This window comes from Coxiella-like endosymbiont of Rhipicephalus sanguineus (assembly GCF_018687865.1).
This window is the reverse complement of sequence record NZ_NIQB01000019.1, coordinates 22,709-39,484: the sequence shown is the minus strand read 5'-3', so window position 1 is coordinate 39,484 and position 16,776 is coordinate 22,709. Positions and strand designations below refer to the sequence as shown.

Sequence of the window (16,776 nt, the reverse complement as noted above, 5' to 3'; positions counted from 1 at the left end):
ATCACTAATTGTGCGGGATTATCATCCCATAAAATAATATCGATGCGCTCTCCTCCCAATTCATTGGAAACCGCTTGAACACGCGATCCCCGCATTCCCACACAAGCACCGATGGGATCAATTCGACCATCATTCGTTTTAACAGCAATTTTCGCCCGCGAACCAGGATCTCGTGCAGCACCTTTAATCTCAATTACTTCTTCACCAATTTCTGGTACTTCAATTTTGAACAATTCAATTAAAAATTCAGGTCGCGTACGGCTTACTAATAATTGAGGTCCTCGTTTATCCTGCCGAACAGCGGACAAATAAACACGTAAACGATCATTAACCCGGAAAGCCTCACGCGGAATCATCTCTTCTCGAGGTAACAATGCTTCCGCATTCTCGCCCATATCCAAGATGATACTATCACGAGTAACTCGCTTAGCTACTCCAATAACGAGTTCTCCCACCCGTTTTCCATAGTGTTGAATAATTTTTGCTCGTTCAGCTTCGCGGACTTTTTGAACAATAACTTGTTTAGCTTGTTGGGCCGCAATACGACCGAATTTTACCGACTCAACAGACTCTTCAACGACATCGCCCACTTCCAAATCAGAATCAATCTCCCGCGCTCGGCTTAAGGGAATTTGTTGACCAGGCGACTCTAAGGATTCCTCATCTTCCACTACTGTCCAACAGCGAAAAGTTTCATAATGCCCGCTTTTTTGATCAATAGATATACAAATTTTAACATCATCCTCATCGTAACGTTTTGCCGTTACAGTAGCTAAGGCCGCTTCGATAGCTTCGAAGATGACCTCTTTCGGGACTCCACGTTCGTTAGACATTGAGTCAACTATTAATAGAATATCTTTATTCATTTTTCAGCCCTCAAAATCCGCCATCAAATTTGCTCTTTCTATTTCATCCCAGCCTATTGTTACTATCATATCGTCGGTTTCTAGAGTTACCCCTGCTTCGTCATCCACCATCTTAAAATAATGGCGCAAATCTGGCGTTGCCTTTCTCGTGGCTTATACAAACGTATTTTCACTTTACGTCCCATAAATCGACGGGTAATTATCAATCGTATTTAAAGGCCGTCCCAAACCCGGTGAGGAGATTTCCAAATTATAACAGCCACTTATGGGATTCTCGACATCCAGGATGGGGCTCACTTGACGACTGATTTTGGCGCAATCGTCGAGACTTATGCCTGCAGGACTATCTACGGTCACTCGCAACACATTTTGCCCTCCTTGTCAGAAAAGCTCACAACTCCCACTAACTCAAATTCGAGCGTTTCTACCGTGGGTGCGATTATGCGCTGTAGTGTTCGTGCTCGATTCATCCCCTTCCCTCAAAAATAAAAAAGGGCATACAGCCCCCCCCTCATCTAAAAACATACCCTTGACGGGATTTTACTTATCTCTAAATCTTCTGGTAGCGGGGGTAGGATTTGAACCTACGACCTTCGGGTTATGAGCCCGACGAGCTGCCAAACTGCTCCACCCCGCATCGACGTCGCATTAATACTATAGGGATTATATTATAGATAAATCAATCAAATGACAAGCTTCGTGAATTTTATAACAATTCGAATAAAATTAGGGGTAAGCCTTTGAGTTGCAAGTTCGACATCCCCCATCCTGGGTTTTGCCTGTTCTTGTACCCTCTTGGGATGAGCGATCATTACTACCGTATTGACCAGGATGATGAGCGCTCGTGACTGTGGAATCACTTCCAGATTCTAGTAAAAGCTGTATTTAAATTCCTTTCCTTCTTCGTAAAAGAAGGTAAGCGGTACAGATATTAGCGGCACTAAATATGAAGGACCGAATCCCAACAGAAGGTATTGCCATAAATTAATTTCAGGCAATAAAAATGCTAGTTGATCATAGTGATAAATGGAGCTGCAATCATGGTTTTTTTCCAGCAACTGGAGGAGTTTGTAGTGGGGATTTACATGCTTTTTTGTTTTCCAATAAGTTACGCACTCTGTAACCATTCCTATCACTAAGACAAACGAATGTAGAAATATTTTGTCATCATTCTGTGATACATCTGCACTAGAATAAGCAGGTTACCCCATGATAATAGCGGCTCCATGGCGTTTTAGCATCAAGCCAAAAGGATACTACCTTTTTTAATAATGCTCCCATAAGCAATAAATGCTGACATAGTCTTCTGACTATCACTGGCCCACCAATGACTTGATACTTGCGGTAGTTGCTTCGAAAATCATCACCTAAATGATTGTAGGTCCAAAAAATCAAAAAGCCAGATGTGAAAGAGCATATAACCAATTCGGGAAAATGCCTATAAAGAGCACGGCTAGACCATTAATGGAAATAGCGATTTTCATTTCAAGCGAATATTGAATAGGTTTAAGAGGAAAAGCAGAGTCTTCAAAATACATTACCTTCACCACTCGAATGTAATAATAGGTGCCCACAATGGCAAATAAAACGGCAAGAACCGCAAGCCATACCAAATGCACTTTTATTAAAGCATCAAGAACGCCACCTTGCGATGAACCCACCAATGGTGGGAGGCCTGCCAAAGAAAATAAAGTCAATATCATCATGAAAGCTAACCACGGATTGCGATCGTTTAATCCAGCAAAATCTTTAATATTTTTAGCTTCAAAGCCACCTCGGCTCATTAAAATGACGATCCCAAAACTACCTAAGGTCATAAAACTATAGGTAATAATATAAAACATAGCTGCTACATAACCTTCTTTCGTCCCACATAAAACGCCAAGTAACATATAACCCATATGAGCGATCGACGAATAAGCCAACATTCGTTTAATATTTGATTGTGCAATAGCCGCGAAATTTCCAATACCCATAGATAAAATTGCAATTACTACGAGCACTTGATGCCACTGCCCCTGCAAAGCCGGCATGGCATTTACCAATAAACGAATAACCATAGCAAAGGCCGCTATTTTTGGTGCCGTGGAAATAAATAAAGTTACCGAACTTGGCGCTCCCTCATAAACATCAGGAATCCATATATGAAAAGGCGCTGCTCCTACTTTAAAAGCAATACCCGCCATCATAAATACTAAGCCAAAGACTAAAATCAAATTTTGATGGACAGGAGTTTGACTTACTGCTGCGGCAATTTCGGTCAAATCTAAACTACGAGTAGCGCCGAAAACCATGGACATACCATAAATCAACATTCCTGAGGCGATAGCACCAATAACAAAATACTTCATTCCAGCTTCAACACAATGAGTTTTTCGACGTTGCATAGCAACCATAGCGTAAGTAGGAAGAGAAAATAATTCGAGGCCCAAGAAAACCATAATGAAATTATGCGAAGAAACCAAAACCATCATCCTAACAAGGACAAAAGACCTAACACAAAATTCCGTAACGGGAATTTTACGTTCTTGATTATATTCCCGTGCATAGAGAAAAGTGAAAAAAACCGCCAAATAAATGAAGAGTTTGAGATAAACCGACAAATAATCCAAAACAAATAGGCAATGAAATGTAAAGATCCTGCTGAAAATTCGCTTACTGAAAAAACACGCCATGTTAACAAAAAAACTACTACTAAAGTAATTTGGGCGAGATAATAAAGAATCTGTGAATATCTAACAAAAAAAATACCCACCATCAAAATTACCAATGCCATAAATAATACAAATATTTCCGGTAAGGCAGGAATTAAGTTTGGTAACGTGGATGACATATCGTTAACCTTCTACAATTTTGATTGCAAGGCTTCTTGCAATAATTGGCCAATGGATGTGTGAAATACATTTAATAAAGAATTGGGATAAACGCCAATACAAACAACGGCTACTGTTATTAATATAAAAATAATTTTGTCAATTAAGCCAATATCAGTTAACCCAGCAACTGAAGCGTTAGTGATTGAGCCATAAAATACGCGCTTATACATCCATAAAGTATATACTGCCCCAATAACTAATGTAGAAGCAGCCAAAAAGGTTACTCCAAAGCTGGTCTTAAATGTACTGAGTAAAATCATAAACTCACCTACAAAGCCTGAAGTCCCTGGCAAACCCACATTTGACATTGAGAAAACCATAAAAAAGGCAGCAAAATAAGGCATAGTTTTAGCAATACCCCCGAAATCGCGAATATATCGGGAATGAAGTTGCTCATAGAGCATCCCAAACGCTAAAAACATCGCTCCGGCACCAAAAGCATGAGAAATCATCTGGACCATTGCTCCTTCCAGACTTAAATAGGCGTCTTGACGATTACCGGTATGCGCCACGATCATAAATAACATAAATGCGCCTAGAGTAACGAATCCCATATGAGCGATAGAGGAGTAGGCTATTAATTTCTTCATATCTGTTTGGGCAATGGCAATAAAACCAATATACACAATGGCCATTAAAGAAAGTCCGATCATCAACCAATCTAAATGACGGCTGGCATCGGGGACAATGGGCAAACTAAATCGCAAAAATCCATAACCTCCTAATTTCAACATCAATGCAGCTAGGACTACCGACCCCCCCACCGGAGCCTCGGTATGCGCATCAGGTAACCACGTATGAAGAGGCCACATCGGCACTTTAATAGCAAAAGCAACGAAAAAGCCTAAGAAAACTAAAATTTGAATGGTCATTCCCATATGCAGTCGATAATAATCGAGAATGTAAAAACTGCCCGAATGCGTACGCAAATATAACAAGGTCACTAATAATAAAGCGGATCCTAAAAAGGTATATAAGAAAAATTTAATAGCGGCATAGGAACGTTTTTCCATTCCCCAAATACCTATGCTGAGGTACATAGGAATCAACATAGCTTCCCAAAAGAAATAAAAAAGCATCGCATCCAGCGAAGAAAGAACCCCACCACAGCACCTTGCATTATTAAAAAAGCAGCTAAATATTGGCCTATTTTTTTCTTAACCATCGTCCAAGAAGCCAATACAACCAATAAAGTAGTAAAACAGGTGAGCACCACTAGCGGCATTGAAATTCCATCCACGCCAAGGTCGTAATTTATTTTAAACGCTGGAATCCACCTTAAATGCTCAGTAAATTGCATTACCACAGCAGTGGTATCAAAACTAAAATAAAGTGGGATACAAAGCGTCACAGAAATTAAAGCAATAATCAGCGCCAATACACGCGCTTGAGTTGCTCGCTCAGGATTATTGAGCATCGCAACAGAAATAGCCCCCAAAATGGGTAACCAAATAAGTGTACTCAATAAAGGTATATGTTCAAACATCATTGATTTAAGCCAATACCAACCAAATTAGAAAAGCCAATAAACCTAAAATCATTACAAAAACGTAATGATAAATATAACCCGATTGCAATCGACGCATTAATTGCGCCACCCGTATCGCGTTTCGTCCTAAACCATCTACAATAAAATGATCTAATATTTTCAGATCACCCACTCGAAAAAAGAAATTAGCTAACACTCGTCCACCTCGGACAAAGACAAACCAATTAAATGTATCAAAACCATATTTAGCTACTAAAATTCGATGTACCCAAGGGAATCGTTGCTCGAGCAACCTAGGAATATGTGGTCGAGCAATCGTCGTCACCCAAGCAGAAAAAATACCCAAAGCGGAAGTCCAAAATTGCGATGTAACAACAGAATGATAAGCCATATAAAAAACATTGTGAAATTCTGCTCGCATCGCTTGTAAAATATCGTAACGAGGCAAAACTCTAATACTAGAACCTAATAAATTAGGCTCACGATAGAGCATCCAGTAAATAAGAATTGCTCCTAATATTACTGAAGGTATGCTTAAAATCCATTGAGGGCCTCTCATGTTCCAAGGCGTTTCTTTGATAGGTTTTAATTCGGTTGCCATTCGTTCTGAAGTATGGAAGGTTAAAAAAAATGCGCGAAAAATATAATAGCCCGTGACGAAAGCTCCTAAAAGTAAACAAATATAAGCATACTGAGCTCCGGGAATAGTCGAATGGAAAATCGCTTCAATAATAGCGTCCTTAGAATAAAAGCCTGCAAACGGAGGAATGGCTGCTAAAGATAAGGCTCCAATTAGAAAAAATATATAGGTTACAGGTAAATATTTGCGCAAATTACCCATTTTACGCATATCTTGCTCATGATGTAGCGCAATAATGACCGATCCAGTCGACAGAAATAATAAAGCTTTAAAACAAGCATGCGTTAATAAATGAAATATTCCTGCTGAATAGGCAGAAGCCCCATTAGCCGCTATCATATAACCCAATTGAGACATCGTGGAGAACGCAATAACCCGTTTAATGTCAAATTCAACGAAAGCCAATAAACCTGTCAAAAGCGCGGTTGTGGCGCCAATAACTAAAACCATACTCAAAGCTACTTGAGACAATTCAAAAAGAGGCGACATCCGGGCCACTAAAAATACCCCAGCTGTTACCATTGTTGCTGCATGAATTAATGCTGAGATAGGTGTTGGGCCTTCCATCGATTCCGGTAACCACACATGTAAAGGCATTTGAGCGGATTTCGCCATGGCGCCAATAAAAAATAAAATGCAAATTACCGTAAGAATAGACCAATGGAGGCCCGGAAAAATACTGATTGTCGTTTGTGAAATTCCCGAAGCTGCAGAAAATACTGTATGGTAATCGAGACTTCCAAAATAATCTAAAATAGCGGCGATTCCGAGAATAAATCCAAAATCTCCTACTCGATTAACTAAAAAAGCTTTTAAACTACCCGCCGCCGCCGATTCTTTTTCAAACCAGAAGCCAATCAATAAATAAGAAACTAACCCCACTCCTTCCCAACCAAAAAATAATTGAAAGAAATTATTGGCGATCACCAAGATCAACATGGCAAAAGTAAACATGGACATGTAAGAAAAAAATCGCTGACAACCCAGATCCCCAGCCATATAACCAATACTGTATATATGAACTACCAAGGAAATAAAGGTAACAATCAACATCATAACAGCGGTTAAAGAGTCCACCATAAAACCTACAGTAAAATGAAATTCACCGCTGATCCCCCAAGTGTAGATCGTTCCATAATAATGACCACCATCTACAACCACTAACATAAAAACCCAAAAGGCGCTTAGAAAGGAAATAGTCATTAAACTAATGGTGACCCATTGTGCTCCTCGTCGCCCAATTGGTTTTCCACCCAATCCCGCGATCAAACACCCTAATAAAGGCGCTAAAACAATAACTAAGGTTAGAATCTTAATCATGCTTTGCTTAACCCTTTAAAATATTCATATCATCGACATTAATACTGCCACGACCGCGATAAAATAAAACCAAAATTGCTAAGCCAATAGCTGACTCGGCCGCTGCTACAGTTAAAATAAAAAATACAAACAACTCCCCTGACCTGACTCCTAAATATTGAGCAAAGGCAATAAAATTGGTATTAACTGCTAACAGCATAAGTTCAATACACATTAACAATATGATTAAATTTTTTCGGTTGATAATAATTCCGGCAAAACCCAAGCCGAATAAAATAGCGCCGATTATTAAAAAATAACCTAGAGGGATCATGTTTTCTCTATCTCCATCTTCACTAATCGCAAGCGATCTGATTTTTTAACCTCCAATTGCTCAGGAATTCGTTGCGTCTTGGTATTGGGTTTGCGGCCATGAAACGCTAATGTAATTGCTGCAATAATAGCGACAAGCAAGATGACAGCTGCAATTTGTAAAGGATAGAGATAATCAATGTAAAGAAGACTTCCCATGGCCTTAACGTTACTAAAATTGCTAGACACGCGAGGGAATGAAACAGTAGTAATTCCAAAGTGACGGGGACTTACTACTACAATCATCGTGGCTATTAATAAAAACATTGCAATTAAACCAAAAGGCAAAAATCTTATAAATTTTTCTTGTATTTTAGAAAGATTAATATTCAGCATCATTACGATAAATAAAAATAAAGTCATGACCGCACCAACGTAGACGAAGATTAACACCAAAGCTAAAAACTCGGCTTGCATCATCATCCACAAAATAGCGCTGGCAAAAAATGCGAGCACGAGGAAAACGACAGCATGTACCGGGTTGCGCGATACAATTACCATCACCGCAGCTGCAATTAAAAGAGCTGCAAAAATAAAAAATATGACCTCGTATATTGGAAACATTTATTTGGCTTAATATTTTTTATCTATATTTTTATCTATATTTTTATCTATATTTTTTATCCTTCGCCCTATCCTTTGCAATTTGCTCCCCGTACATATCCCCAATCATCAATAATTTTTCCTTTGTCAGAATATTTTCACCGCGATTTTTAATGCTGTAATGCATTTCAGGAGTCAATACGATGGCATCCACAGGACATGCCTCTTCACAAAAGCCGCAATTAATACATTTAAATGCATCGATATCATAAACCGTCGTACGACGCGAGCCATCTTGCGCACGTGGGGCTGCCTCGATGGTAATGGCCAAAGAAGGACAAACAGCTTCACATAATTTACAAGCAATACAGCGTTCCTCTCCATTAGGATAACGTCGCAAAGCGAGCATACCTCGAAAACGAAATGATCTAGGAACCTCTTCATCAGGATAATGAATTGTAATCTTCTTTTTATAAAATAACGTAAAGTTAAGGAGAGCCCCTTCAGGAGCTCCCACAAGGTGAAGCTTTTAATAATTTGTTTTAAACGTTTCATTAATTAAAACCATGGTGCCAAATGAAATTCTACTGCCAAACCTAATACAACTATCCATACTAGGGTTACCGGTATTAAAATTTTCCAACATAAACGCATAATTTGATCGTAACGATACCTAGGAAACGTTGCCCGCATCCAAAAATAAGTAAAAACAAAAAGTGACAATTTAAGTACAAACCAAATTACCCCAGGCACCCAGGCAAAAAGTGCGCCTAAAAAGGGTATTCTTTGAAAAGGTGATAGCCATCCACCTAAAAAAATAACTGTTGCAATCCCCGCTACTAAAAGCATATTGCGTATTCCGCCAAAAAGAAAAGCGCAAACATGATTCCGGAATATTCAACATGAAATCCTGCAACAATTTCCGATTCGCCTTCCGCCACATCAAAGGGAGCACGATTCGTTTCCGCTACCGCTGTTATCCAATAGACTAAAAATAACGGCAGTAACGGAAGCCAAAACCAATGCCATATTCCTCCGGCTTGACGAAGAATAATTCCTTGCAAATTCATGGTTCCCGCTGCAATAAGAACACCGACGAGAGTAAAACCCATGGGAATTTCGTAAGAAACTACTTGGGCCGCTGAACGAAGTGCTCCAAAAAAAGCATATTTAGAATTTGATGCCCAACCAGCAACTAAAATTCCATAAATTCCTAAAGAGGTCATAGCAAATAGAAATAATAGTCCTGCATTTATATTGGCTAACATCCATCCTTTAGCAAAAGGAATCACGGCCCAAGCAACCAAGGCAGGCATTAACGACAACACAGGCGCAATAATATAAAGGTATCGGTCCGAAGCCGTTGGAATAATAATTTCTTTGAAGAGCAATTTAAGTGCGTCCGCAATAGGCTGAGCAAATCCTCGAAACCCTACGCGATTTGGCCCCACCCGTGATTGAATATAACCAATAACTTTTCGTTCAGCGAACGTCAAAAAAGCAACCACAAGCATTAATGGAATTAAAATAATGACAATTTTAATAATAATTAAAACCAACGTAATCAATTGGTCCACCACTATTCGCCTCTTTCCAATGTAATTGCTGTTTCTGCTTGACCAAAACCAGCTGTTTCCGCTAATCCTGATGCCAAAAATACCGTATTATTCGCTAATCGATCTTCTATCATTAACGGTAAAATAATTCGGCTTTCACCCTGAATTGCTGTAATCCGCTCTCCTGCTTTAAGTCCCAATTGAGAGGCTGTTTTACGGTTAAGCCCTATTGCATTTATTTGATCGCTCAAAGTTTCTTGTAACGGTTTGGAGCGACGAACTAAATTATCTACTCGCACCATTGGCCAAGGCGCCAGGCGTGCTAATTTCGAATTCCCACCTGGAAATTCGAGTGTAAATTCAGAATCTAATGAAAAAGACGAACGTCTCCTTTCTGCGTGGATTTTCTGCTCTATGTCCCACTCAAGTTCCGGAATGGCTCGATAAACTTCATGGCGAACATCTTGAATCCTTTTATAATCAAATCCCGGTAACTTAAAATAATTGCCAAGTACTCTCAATACCTTCCAACCAGCTTGTGAGTTTTTTTCTGGTGCACTCGCGGCTAAAAATGATTGAGAGCGCCCTTCAACATTGACAAATGTTCCACCAGATTCGGAAAAAGGTGCTATAGGCAGCATAACATCCGCATAAGTTTCCATTTGGGAATTGGTAAATGTTGTTAAACAAACAACAAATTTACCCTTCCTTAGAGCACTAATGGCTTTTGCAGGGTAAGCACAATCCAATTCAGGCTCCAAATTTAATATAAAATAAGCTTTCAAGGGATGCCTTGTGAGCATCGTTTTTGCATCAAATCCTACTTCGTTTAATTGTTTGCCTGCAGGCCCTCGATGAGGGATCACACCGGCCAGCCAAGCCCCCGCGCTGTTTGACCCTTCTGTAAGATTCCCACACTTGCCCCACTTTGTTGCCCAATAAATTGCGCAAGAGCTCGAATAGTAGCAGAATTTTCGTGGTGTAAGGCATGTTCTCCTAAGAAAATAGCGGCTTTTTCAGCAGTTCTTAAAACCTCCGCAATCGTTTTCGCTTTTTCTTCACAATGAACCTCTGCCAAAATTTCAGGGACGTCATCACTCGCTAATATTTTGGCGACCTGAGCTAAGGCGTTTGGTAATTCTTGAGGCGAAACAATTAGTCTTTCCTCAAGGTTAAAAACAAAAGGAAAGTCCATGGGATTAATAGCTAATATCTTGGCCTCTTCGAAGCGGGCTTTATTAATTCGATGACTAATCAGAGGTTGTTCAAAACGAATATTCGATCCAATTAACAAAATGGCATTCAATTTTTCGATATCAGCAATAGGCAGCCCCAAATTAGGGAACGACGCAAATTTGTGTTGATCGCGAAAATCTTGCCAACGGATTCGGTGATCGATATTGGAACCACCCAATCCTCGGAACCATTTTTGGAATAAATAAACTTCTTCCAGCGAAGCATTCGGTGATACTAGTGCGCCTAATTGATTCACACTATATTTTTTAATGAGGGCTTGGGTACGATTCTTAATAATTTCAAAAGCTTCTTCCCAGGCAACCTCTACCCATCCCCCCTCTTTTTTTATTCTGGGCTGATAAATGCGGGATGATGATAGAGCCCAAAATGACCGAAACGATCACGATCACTCATCCAGGTTTCATTTACCACTTCATTTTCACGGGGAACAGCGCGCATAATTTTACGTTGAGGGGCAAACTCTTGCCATCGACTATGCAAGAAAATATTTCCTCCTACACAATCGTGCGGTGCTATAGCAGGAACCTCGCGAAGTTCCCAACCTCGCTCCCGATACCGTGCGGGTTTATCCGTCAACGCACCTACAGGACAAATATCAATAATATTCCCCGACAATTCTGATTGCATAAAATGCTTAACGTAAGTCGATATCGCCTCTTTCTCGCCACGATTAATTACTCCAAGTTCAGGAAAGCCAGCAATTTCTTCTCCAAATCGCACACAGCGAGTGCATTGAATACAACGAGTCATTTCAGTTTCAATTAAAGGACCAATATTTTCGCTAAACACAGCCCGTTTTGTTTCTTCGTAATCAGAGTGAGACCGACCAAAACCCATTACTAAGTCTTGTAATTCACATTCACCCCCTTGGTCACAGATAGGGCAATCCAACGGATGATTTATCAACAAAAACTCCATTACATAGCGTTGAGCTTCGATGGTTTTTTTAGATTTGGTGAACACTTTCATTCCGGGAGTCACCGGCGTCGCACAGGCAGGAAGCGTTTTTCCTGATTTTTCAACTTCGACCAAACACATTCGACAATTGGCTGCGATAGATAATTTTTTGTGGTAACAGAAACGCGGAATATAAATACCCATTTCATCCGCAGCTTCGATAATAGAAGCGCCTTCTTCCACCATAGTTTTTTTACCGTCTATTTCGAGCTCAACCATATTCTTTACCGTTTTGTCATTCCTTATTCCACCATACACTTCCCATGTTCCAAATGGTAGACAAACTCATCATAGAAATGCTTCAACATCCCACTAACAGGCCATGCGGCGGCCTCTCCAAAGCCGCAAATAGTACGGCCTTCGATGCCTTTAGCCACGCGACTAAGCTGCTCTAAATCTCGTTTCGTTCCTTCGCCGTTCTCAATTTGATGAACTAACCGATAAATCCACCCGGTTCCTTCTCGACAGGGCGTGCATTGGCCGCAGGATTCATGCATATAAAATTTAGAAATCCGTTCTAATACTTTCACCATACAGGTGGATTTATCTATCACCATAACGCCGCCCGAGCCCAACATAGACCCTGCCTCCATTATTCCATCAAAACTCATAGTGGCTTTCATTATAATGTGGGCAGGCAATACAGGCATTGAACTACCACCAGGAATAACTGCTTTTAATTCGCTACCCTCACGCATCCCCCCTGCTAATTCCAATAAATCGGCAAAGGGAATTCCTAAAGGAACTTCATAATTTCCGGGTTTAGCGACATGACCGCTTACGGAAAAAATTTTAGTCCCACCGTTTTTTGAAGATCCTAAATCCGCAAACCATTTCCCCCCTTTTTCTAAAATCACCGGCACGGAAGCAAAAGTTTCTGTGTTGTTAATAACGCTGGGACGGCCATATAAGCCAAAATTAGCTGGGAAAGGCGGTTTGAAACGAGGCCATCCTCGTTTTCCCTCTAAAGAATTCATGAGCGCCGTTTCTTCCCCGCAAATATAGGCAGCAGCGCTGAAATGATTATAAATTTCAATATCAATGTCTGAATTTAAAATATTCTTCCCAATTAATCCTGCTTCTCGTGCTTCTACTAATGCTTGTTCGCATCGATTGAAAGGCTCCCAAAATTCGCCACGCAAGAAATTATAACCAACCGTCGCCCTGAGCGTATAGCAGGCAATCGCAATTCCTTCCAATACTTGATGAGGATTAAATCGCAAAATATCGCGATCTTTAAACGTGCCAGGCTCGCTTTCGTCAGAATTACAAATAACGTATTTTTGTCCTTGCTTATCACGCGGAACAAAATTCCATTTCAATCCCGTGGGAAAACCAGCTCCTCCTCGACCCCGCAAGGAAGATTCTTTAATTTCATTAATAATTTTTTCGGGTGGTGTTTTTTCTTTAAGTATTTTTCGTAATACTTTGTAGCCTCCGACACTTTCATACGATTTTAGTGTCCAAGGCTGATCTAAATGCAGAGTCCGATAACAAACCGCATTACGAAGCATTCGTTTTCGACTCCTGCTCTAATTTATCAATTATGGCTAACATTTTTTCTGGCGTTAAATTTTCGTAAGATTTATGATCATCGATTTGACACATAGGAGCTCCCCCACAAGCTGCCATGCATTCCACGCTTTTTAGCGTAAATAAGCCATCAGGCGTGGTTTCATTAAAATCGATCCCCAGGCGTTTTTTTAACACCCGCAACGATTTCATCACTTCCACATAAAAAACACGATACGTTCTGACAAATTCCAATTTTATGCTTACCAATCGGTTTCAAGTTATACATGTCATAGAAGGTGGCTACTTCATAGGCCCATACGCGCGATAATTCTAAATAATCCGCCACAGCATTTATTGCTGCTTCGCTCAACCATCCGCCATTTTGTTTCTGCACAAATAATAGTGCAGGTATTATGGCCGATCGCTTTTGATCGCTCGGATATTTCACTAACCAACGATCAATTTCTTTTGCCACTTCGTCACTAATAACAATGGAGGAGTTAATTTCTTTCTTCATTAACGATCTATCTCGCCGAATACAATATCAATACTAGAAATAATAGTGACTAAATCAGCAATCATATGCCCACGACACATTTCATTTATTGCAGCCAAATGAGGATAGCTTGCCGCTCGTACTTTAACACGATAGGGTTTATTCGCTCCATCAGAAACGATATAAACTCCAAATTCACCTTTAGGTTGTTCTACAGCTGCGTAAGCCTCACCCTCAGGAACAATATAACCTTCAGTGAACAATTTAAAATGATGAATGAGTGCTTCCATATCCCTTTTCATAACTTCACGTTTCGGCGGAACGATTTTATGGTCATCGATCATCACCGGTCCGGGATTTTTTTGCAGCCATTCTACACATTGACGAATAATTCGATTCGACTCCCGCATTTCTTCAATGCGAACCAAATAACGGTCGTAACAATCGCCTTCACTGCCGATAGGAATATCAAAATCCACTTGATCATAAGCCGCATAAGGTTGTTTTTTTCGGAGGTCCCATTCGACCCCCGATGCACGTAACATTGGCCCGGTAAAACCTAATTGTAAAGCTCTTTCCGGCGAAACAACTCCAATACCTACTGTTCGCTGTTTCCAAATCCGATTATCTGTTAATAGCACTTCATACTCATCCACTAATTTGGGAAATCGCTCGGTAAAATCCCAGATAAAATCTAACAAGGACCCTTCTCGGGCTTTATTTAATTTCTTAACTTCTTTTTCACTATGCCAACGTGAAGCCTTATATTTTGGCATACTATCAGGTAAATCACGGTAAACACCTCCAGGGCGATAATAAGTGGCATGCATTCGCGCTCCGGACACAGCCTCGTAGCAATCCATTAAATCTTCTCGTTCACGAAAACAATAAAGAAAAACAGTCATTGCTCCAACATCCAATGCATGAGCGCCTAACCATAATAAATGATTTAATATGCGTGTGATCTCATCAAATAGGGTACGGATATATTTTGCACGAATGGGGGGCTCGATTCCTAATAATTTTTCGATCGCTAACACATAACCGTGCTCATTAGCCATCATCGACACATAATCCAAACGATCCATATAACCAATCGTTTGATTATAGGGTTTGCTTTCCGCTAATTTTTCTGTAGCACGATGCAATAAACCAATGTGAGGATCCACTCGTTGAATTACTTCACCATCCACTTCAATAATAAGTCGTAATACACCATGAGCCGCAGGATGTTGCGGTCCAAAATTAAAAGTGAAATTACGAACTTCAGCCATTTATTCGCCTTTTTTATAGCGGTTATCGGAACGAATTACTTTTGGTACTAACACTCGAGGTTGAATACTCACAGGTTCGTAAATACAACGTTGTTGCGCTGCATCATAACGAAGCTCGATTTCCCCAATCAAGGGAAAATCTTTACGAAAAGGATGACCCACAAAACCATAATCCGTTAACAATCGTCGCAAGTCGGGATGACCATCAAAAACAATTCCAAATAGATCGAAAGCTTCTCGTTCATACCAATCTGCTGAATTCCATAATTTGATGACGGAAGGCACCATAGGTGGATCATTATCCACATAAACTTTTAACCGCACACGCTGGTTATGACGTAATGACAATAAATGATATACAGCAGCAAAGCGCGGCTTATTCCAGGGAATCATTTGTTCTTGTATGTTTTTCGAAAACCGCGACTAAAACCTGTGTTTGTTGTTTCTTCGGTACGCCATTCACTGGTACCGTATTTTAAATAATCCACACCACAAATATCTAACAACAATTCAAAATAAAAAGGAGCCTCATCTCGCAAAGCCGTACAAACTTCTAAGAGAGAAGTGGGAAGTAATTCTATTGTGACTATATCGAGCTCATCATCTAGGTTTTCTATGAGAGTCGAAAAACGATCTTTGAGGGCGTCGGTTAAATTTTTTTTATCAGACATTCTGTCCCCTTAAATCTTTTCGATCAAATATATTTCGATACCTAACTTTATTTCGTAGCTGAATAACCCCGTAAAATAAAGCTTCCGCTGTCGGCGGGCAGCCTGGCACATAGACATCGACCGGCACAATTCGATCACAACCTCGTACTACCGAATAGGCATAATGGTAATATCCTCCACCGTTTGCGCAAGAACCCATAGATATCACCCAACGGGGCTCAGTCATTTGATCATAAACCTTGCGTAAAGCGGGGGCCATCTTATTACATAATGTGCCGGCTACGATCATCACATCAGCTTGACGGGGGCTCGGACGAAATAAGCCTGCCCCGAAACGATCCAAATCGTAACGAGAAGAAGCGCATTGCATCATCTCAATCGCACAACACGCAAGCCCAAATGTCATGGGCCATAAAGAGCCGCTCCGCGCCCATCGGACTAAATCATCGAACGACGTAAGGAGAAAACCTTCTCTGCTTAATAATTGATTCATTTATTCCCACTCCAAAGCACCACGTTTCCATTCGTAAATAAATCCAACCACCAAAATTGCCAGAAAAATAATCATTGCCCAAAACCCTAACCAACCAATATGACGTAAAACGACAGCCCATGGAAATAAAAAGGCAGTCTCTAAATCAAAAATAATAAAGAGAATAGCCACTAGATAAAAACGAACATCAAAAGGCAAACGGGCGTCTTGAAAAGTTTCAAAACCACATTCATAAGGAGATAATTTGTCTTTATAAGGTCGGCGAGGTCCTAAAAACCAACCTATTGCCAATGCTACCATCCCAATAAAGATACCTATACTAATAAACACCAAGATTGGAAAATAATGTGCTAACACTTGCAATTGCCCTTAAAATTAAGGTCATCTCTACGCAGAAGAGATAACAAGTCGAGTATAATTTTACCCACTGGGGCATGATTTACTGCATTGATGCAGAATATAACAAAGCTTT

The 16,776-nt window shown here is 40.2% G+C and carries 10 protein-coding genes, 1 tRNA gene and 7 pseudogenes; all 18 read right to left on the bottom strand.

Translation table 11 applies throughout. The features are described 5' to 3' along the window. Positions 1–866 (bottom strand): transcription termination factor NusA (gene nusA / locus B1F79_RS01915; RefSeq protein ID WP_251365766.1); only part of this gene is annotated, 866 nt, incomplete at its 3' end. Between the two features lie 3 nt (positions 867–869). After that, a pseudogene (rimP, locus tag B1F79_RS06560) lies at positions 870–1,336 on the bottom strand (ribosome maturation factor RimP). A 90-nt stretch (positions 1,337–1,426) separates the two neighbouring features. Further along, a tRNA-Met gene (locus tag B1F79_RS01905) sits at positions 1,427–1,503 on the bottom strand. A gap of 46 nt (positions 1,504–1,549) precedes the next feature. Beyond that, entirely contained in the window at positions 1,550–1,726 is a 177-nt protein-coding gene (locus B1F79_RS01900; protein ID WP_251365764.1) for a hypothetical protein, read from the bottom strand. 531 nt (positions 1,727–2,257) lie between these two features. Further along, entirely contained in the window at positions 2,258–3,541 is a 1,284-nt protein-coding gene (nuoN, locus tag B1F79_RS01895; protein ID WP_372443102.1) for an NADH-quinone oxidoreductase subunit NuoN, read from the bottom strand. A gap of 170 nt (positions 3,542–3,711) precedes the next feature. After that, a pseudogene (locus B1F79_RS01890) lies at positions 3,712–5,231 on the bottom strand (complex I subunit 4 family protein). Positions 5,232–5,235: 4 nt separating this feature from the next. Beyond that, positions 5,236–7,191 carry an NADH-quinone oxidoreductase subunit L gene (gene nuoL, locus B1F79_RS01885; RefSeq protein ID WP_251365763.1) on the bottom strand — a complete coding sequence of 652 codons (1,956 nt, stop codon included), beginning with the start codon at positions 7,189–7,191 and terminating at the stop codon, positions 5,236–5,238. Positions 7,192–7,198: 7 nt separating this feature from the next. Further along, positions 7,199–7,504: an NADH-quinone oxidoreductase subunit NuoK gene (gene nuoK, locus B1F79_RS01880; RefSeq protein WP_251365762.1), complete on the bottom strand. Its 306-nt coding sequence runs from the start codon at positions 7,502–7,504 to the stop codon at positions 7,199–7,201. Then, positions 7,501–8,106, bottom strand: coding sequence for an NADH-quinone oxidoreductase subunit J (locus B1F79_RS01875; protein WP_251365761.1), 606 nt, complete (start codon positions 8,104–8,106; stop codon positions 7,501–7,503). Before B1F79_RS01875 ends, nuoK begins: the two co-directional genes overlap by 4 nt. Positions 8,107–8,149: 43 nt before the next feature. Next, positions 8,150–8,640, bottom strand: a pseudogene (nuoI, locus tag B1F79_RS01870) (NADH-quinone oxidoreductase subunit NuoI). Positions 8,641–8,643: 3 nt separating this feature from the next. Then, positions 8,644–9,599 (bottom strand): annotated as a pseudogene (gene nuoH, locus B1F79_RS01865) (NADH-quinone oxidoreductase subunit NuoH). Between the two features lie 508 nt (positions 9,600–10,107). Next, positions 10,108–12,074, bottom strand: a pseudogene (nuoG, locus tag B1F79_RS06785) (NADH-quinone oxidoreductase subunit NuoG); the annotation flags it as partial. 23 nt (positions 12,075–12,097) lie between these two features. Beyond that, positions 12,098–13,369 carry an NADH-quinone oxidoreductase subunit NuoF gene (nuoF, locus tag B1F79_RS01845; protein ID WP_251365758.1) on the bottom strand — a complete coding sequence of 424 codons (1,272 nt, stop codon included), beginning with the start codon at positions 13,367–13,369 and terminating at the stop codon, positions 12,098–12,100. Continuing rightward, a pseudogene (gene nuoE, locus B1F79_RS01840) lies at positions 13,359–13,887 on the bottom strand (NADH-quinone oxidoreductase subunit NuoE). Before nuoE ends, nuoF begins: the two are co-directional and overlap by 11 nt. Next, positions 13,887–15,140, bottom strand: coding sequence for an NADH-quinone oxidoreductase subunit D (locus B1F79_RS01835; RefSeq protein ID WP_251365757.1), 1,254 nt, complete (start codon positions 15,138–15,140; stop codon positions 13,887–13,889). The pseudogene nuoE and the gene B1F79_RS01835 overlap by 1 nt, the downstream one beginning before the upstream one ends. Next, positions 15,141–15,811, bottom strand: a pseudogene (locus B1F79_RS01830) (NADH-quinone oxidoreductase subunit C). After that, entirely contained in the window at positions 15,804–16,304 is a 501-nt protein-coding gene (locus tag B1F79_RS01825; protein ID WP_251365756.1) for a NuoB/complex I 20 kDa subunit family protein, read from the bottom strand. The pseudogene B1F79_RS01830 and the gene B1F79_RS01825 overlap by 8 nt, the downstream one beginning before the upstream one ends. Beyond that, on the bottom strand, positions 16,305–16,667 hold the full coding sequence (locus tag B1F79_RS01820) for an NADH-quinone oxidoreductase subunit A (protein ID WP_251365755.1): 363 nt from the start codon (positions 16,665–16,667) through the stop codon (positions 16,305–16,307). It abuts the gene before it with no gap. Positions 16,668–16,776 lie beyond the last annotated feature (109 nt).

Bases quoted from the DNA above. Each gene is read 5' to 3' on its own strand.
- nuoL (WP_251365763.1), bottom strand. From the start codon at position 7,191: ATGATTAAGATTCTAACCTTAGTTATTGTTTTAGCGCCTTTATTAGGG.
- nuoF (WP_251365758.1), bottom strand. From the start codon at position 13,369: ATGCTTCGTAATGCGGTTTGTTATCGGACTCTGCATTTAGATCAGCCT.
- nuoK (WP_251365762.1), bottom strand. From the start codon at position 7,504: ATGATCCCTCTAGGTTATTTTTTAATAATCGGCGCTATTTTATTCGGC.
- B1F79_RS01835 (WP_251365757.1), bottom strand. From the start codon at position 15,140: ATGGCTGAAGTTCGTAATTTCACTTTTAATTTTGGACCGCAACATCCT.
- B1F79_RS01875 (WP_251365761.1), bottom strand. From the start codon at position 8,106: ATGTTTCCAATATACGAGGTCATATTTTTTATTTTTGCAGCTCTTTTA.
- B1F79_RS01825 (WP_251365756.1), bottom strand. From the start codon at position 16,304: ATGAATCAATTATTAAGCAGAGAAGGTTTTCTCCTTACGTCGTTCGAT.
- nuoN (WP_372443102.1), bottom strand. From the start codon at position 3,541: ATGGCGTGTTTTTTCAGTAAGCGAATTTTCAGCAGGATCTTTACATTT.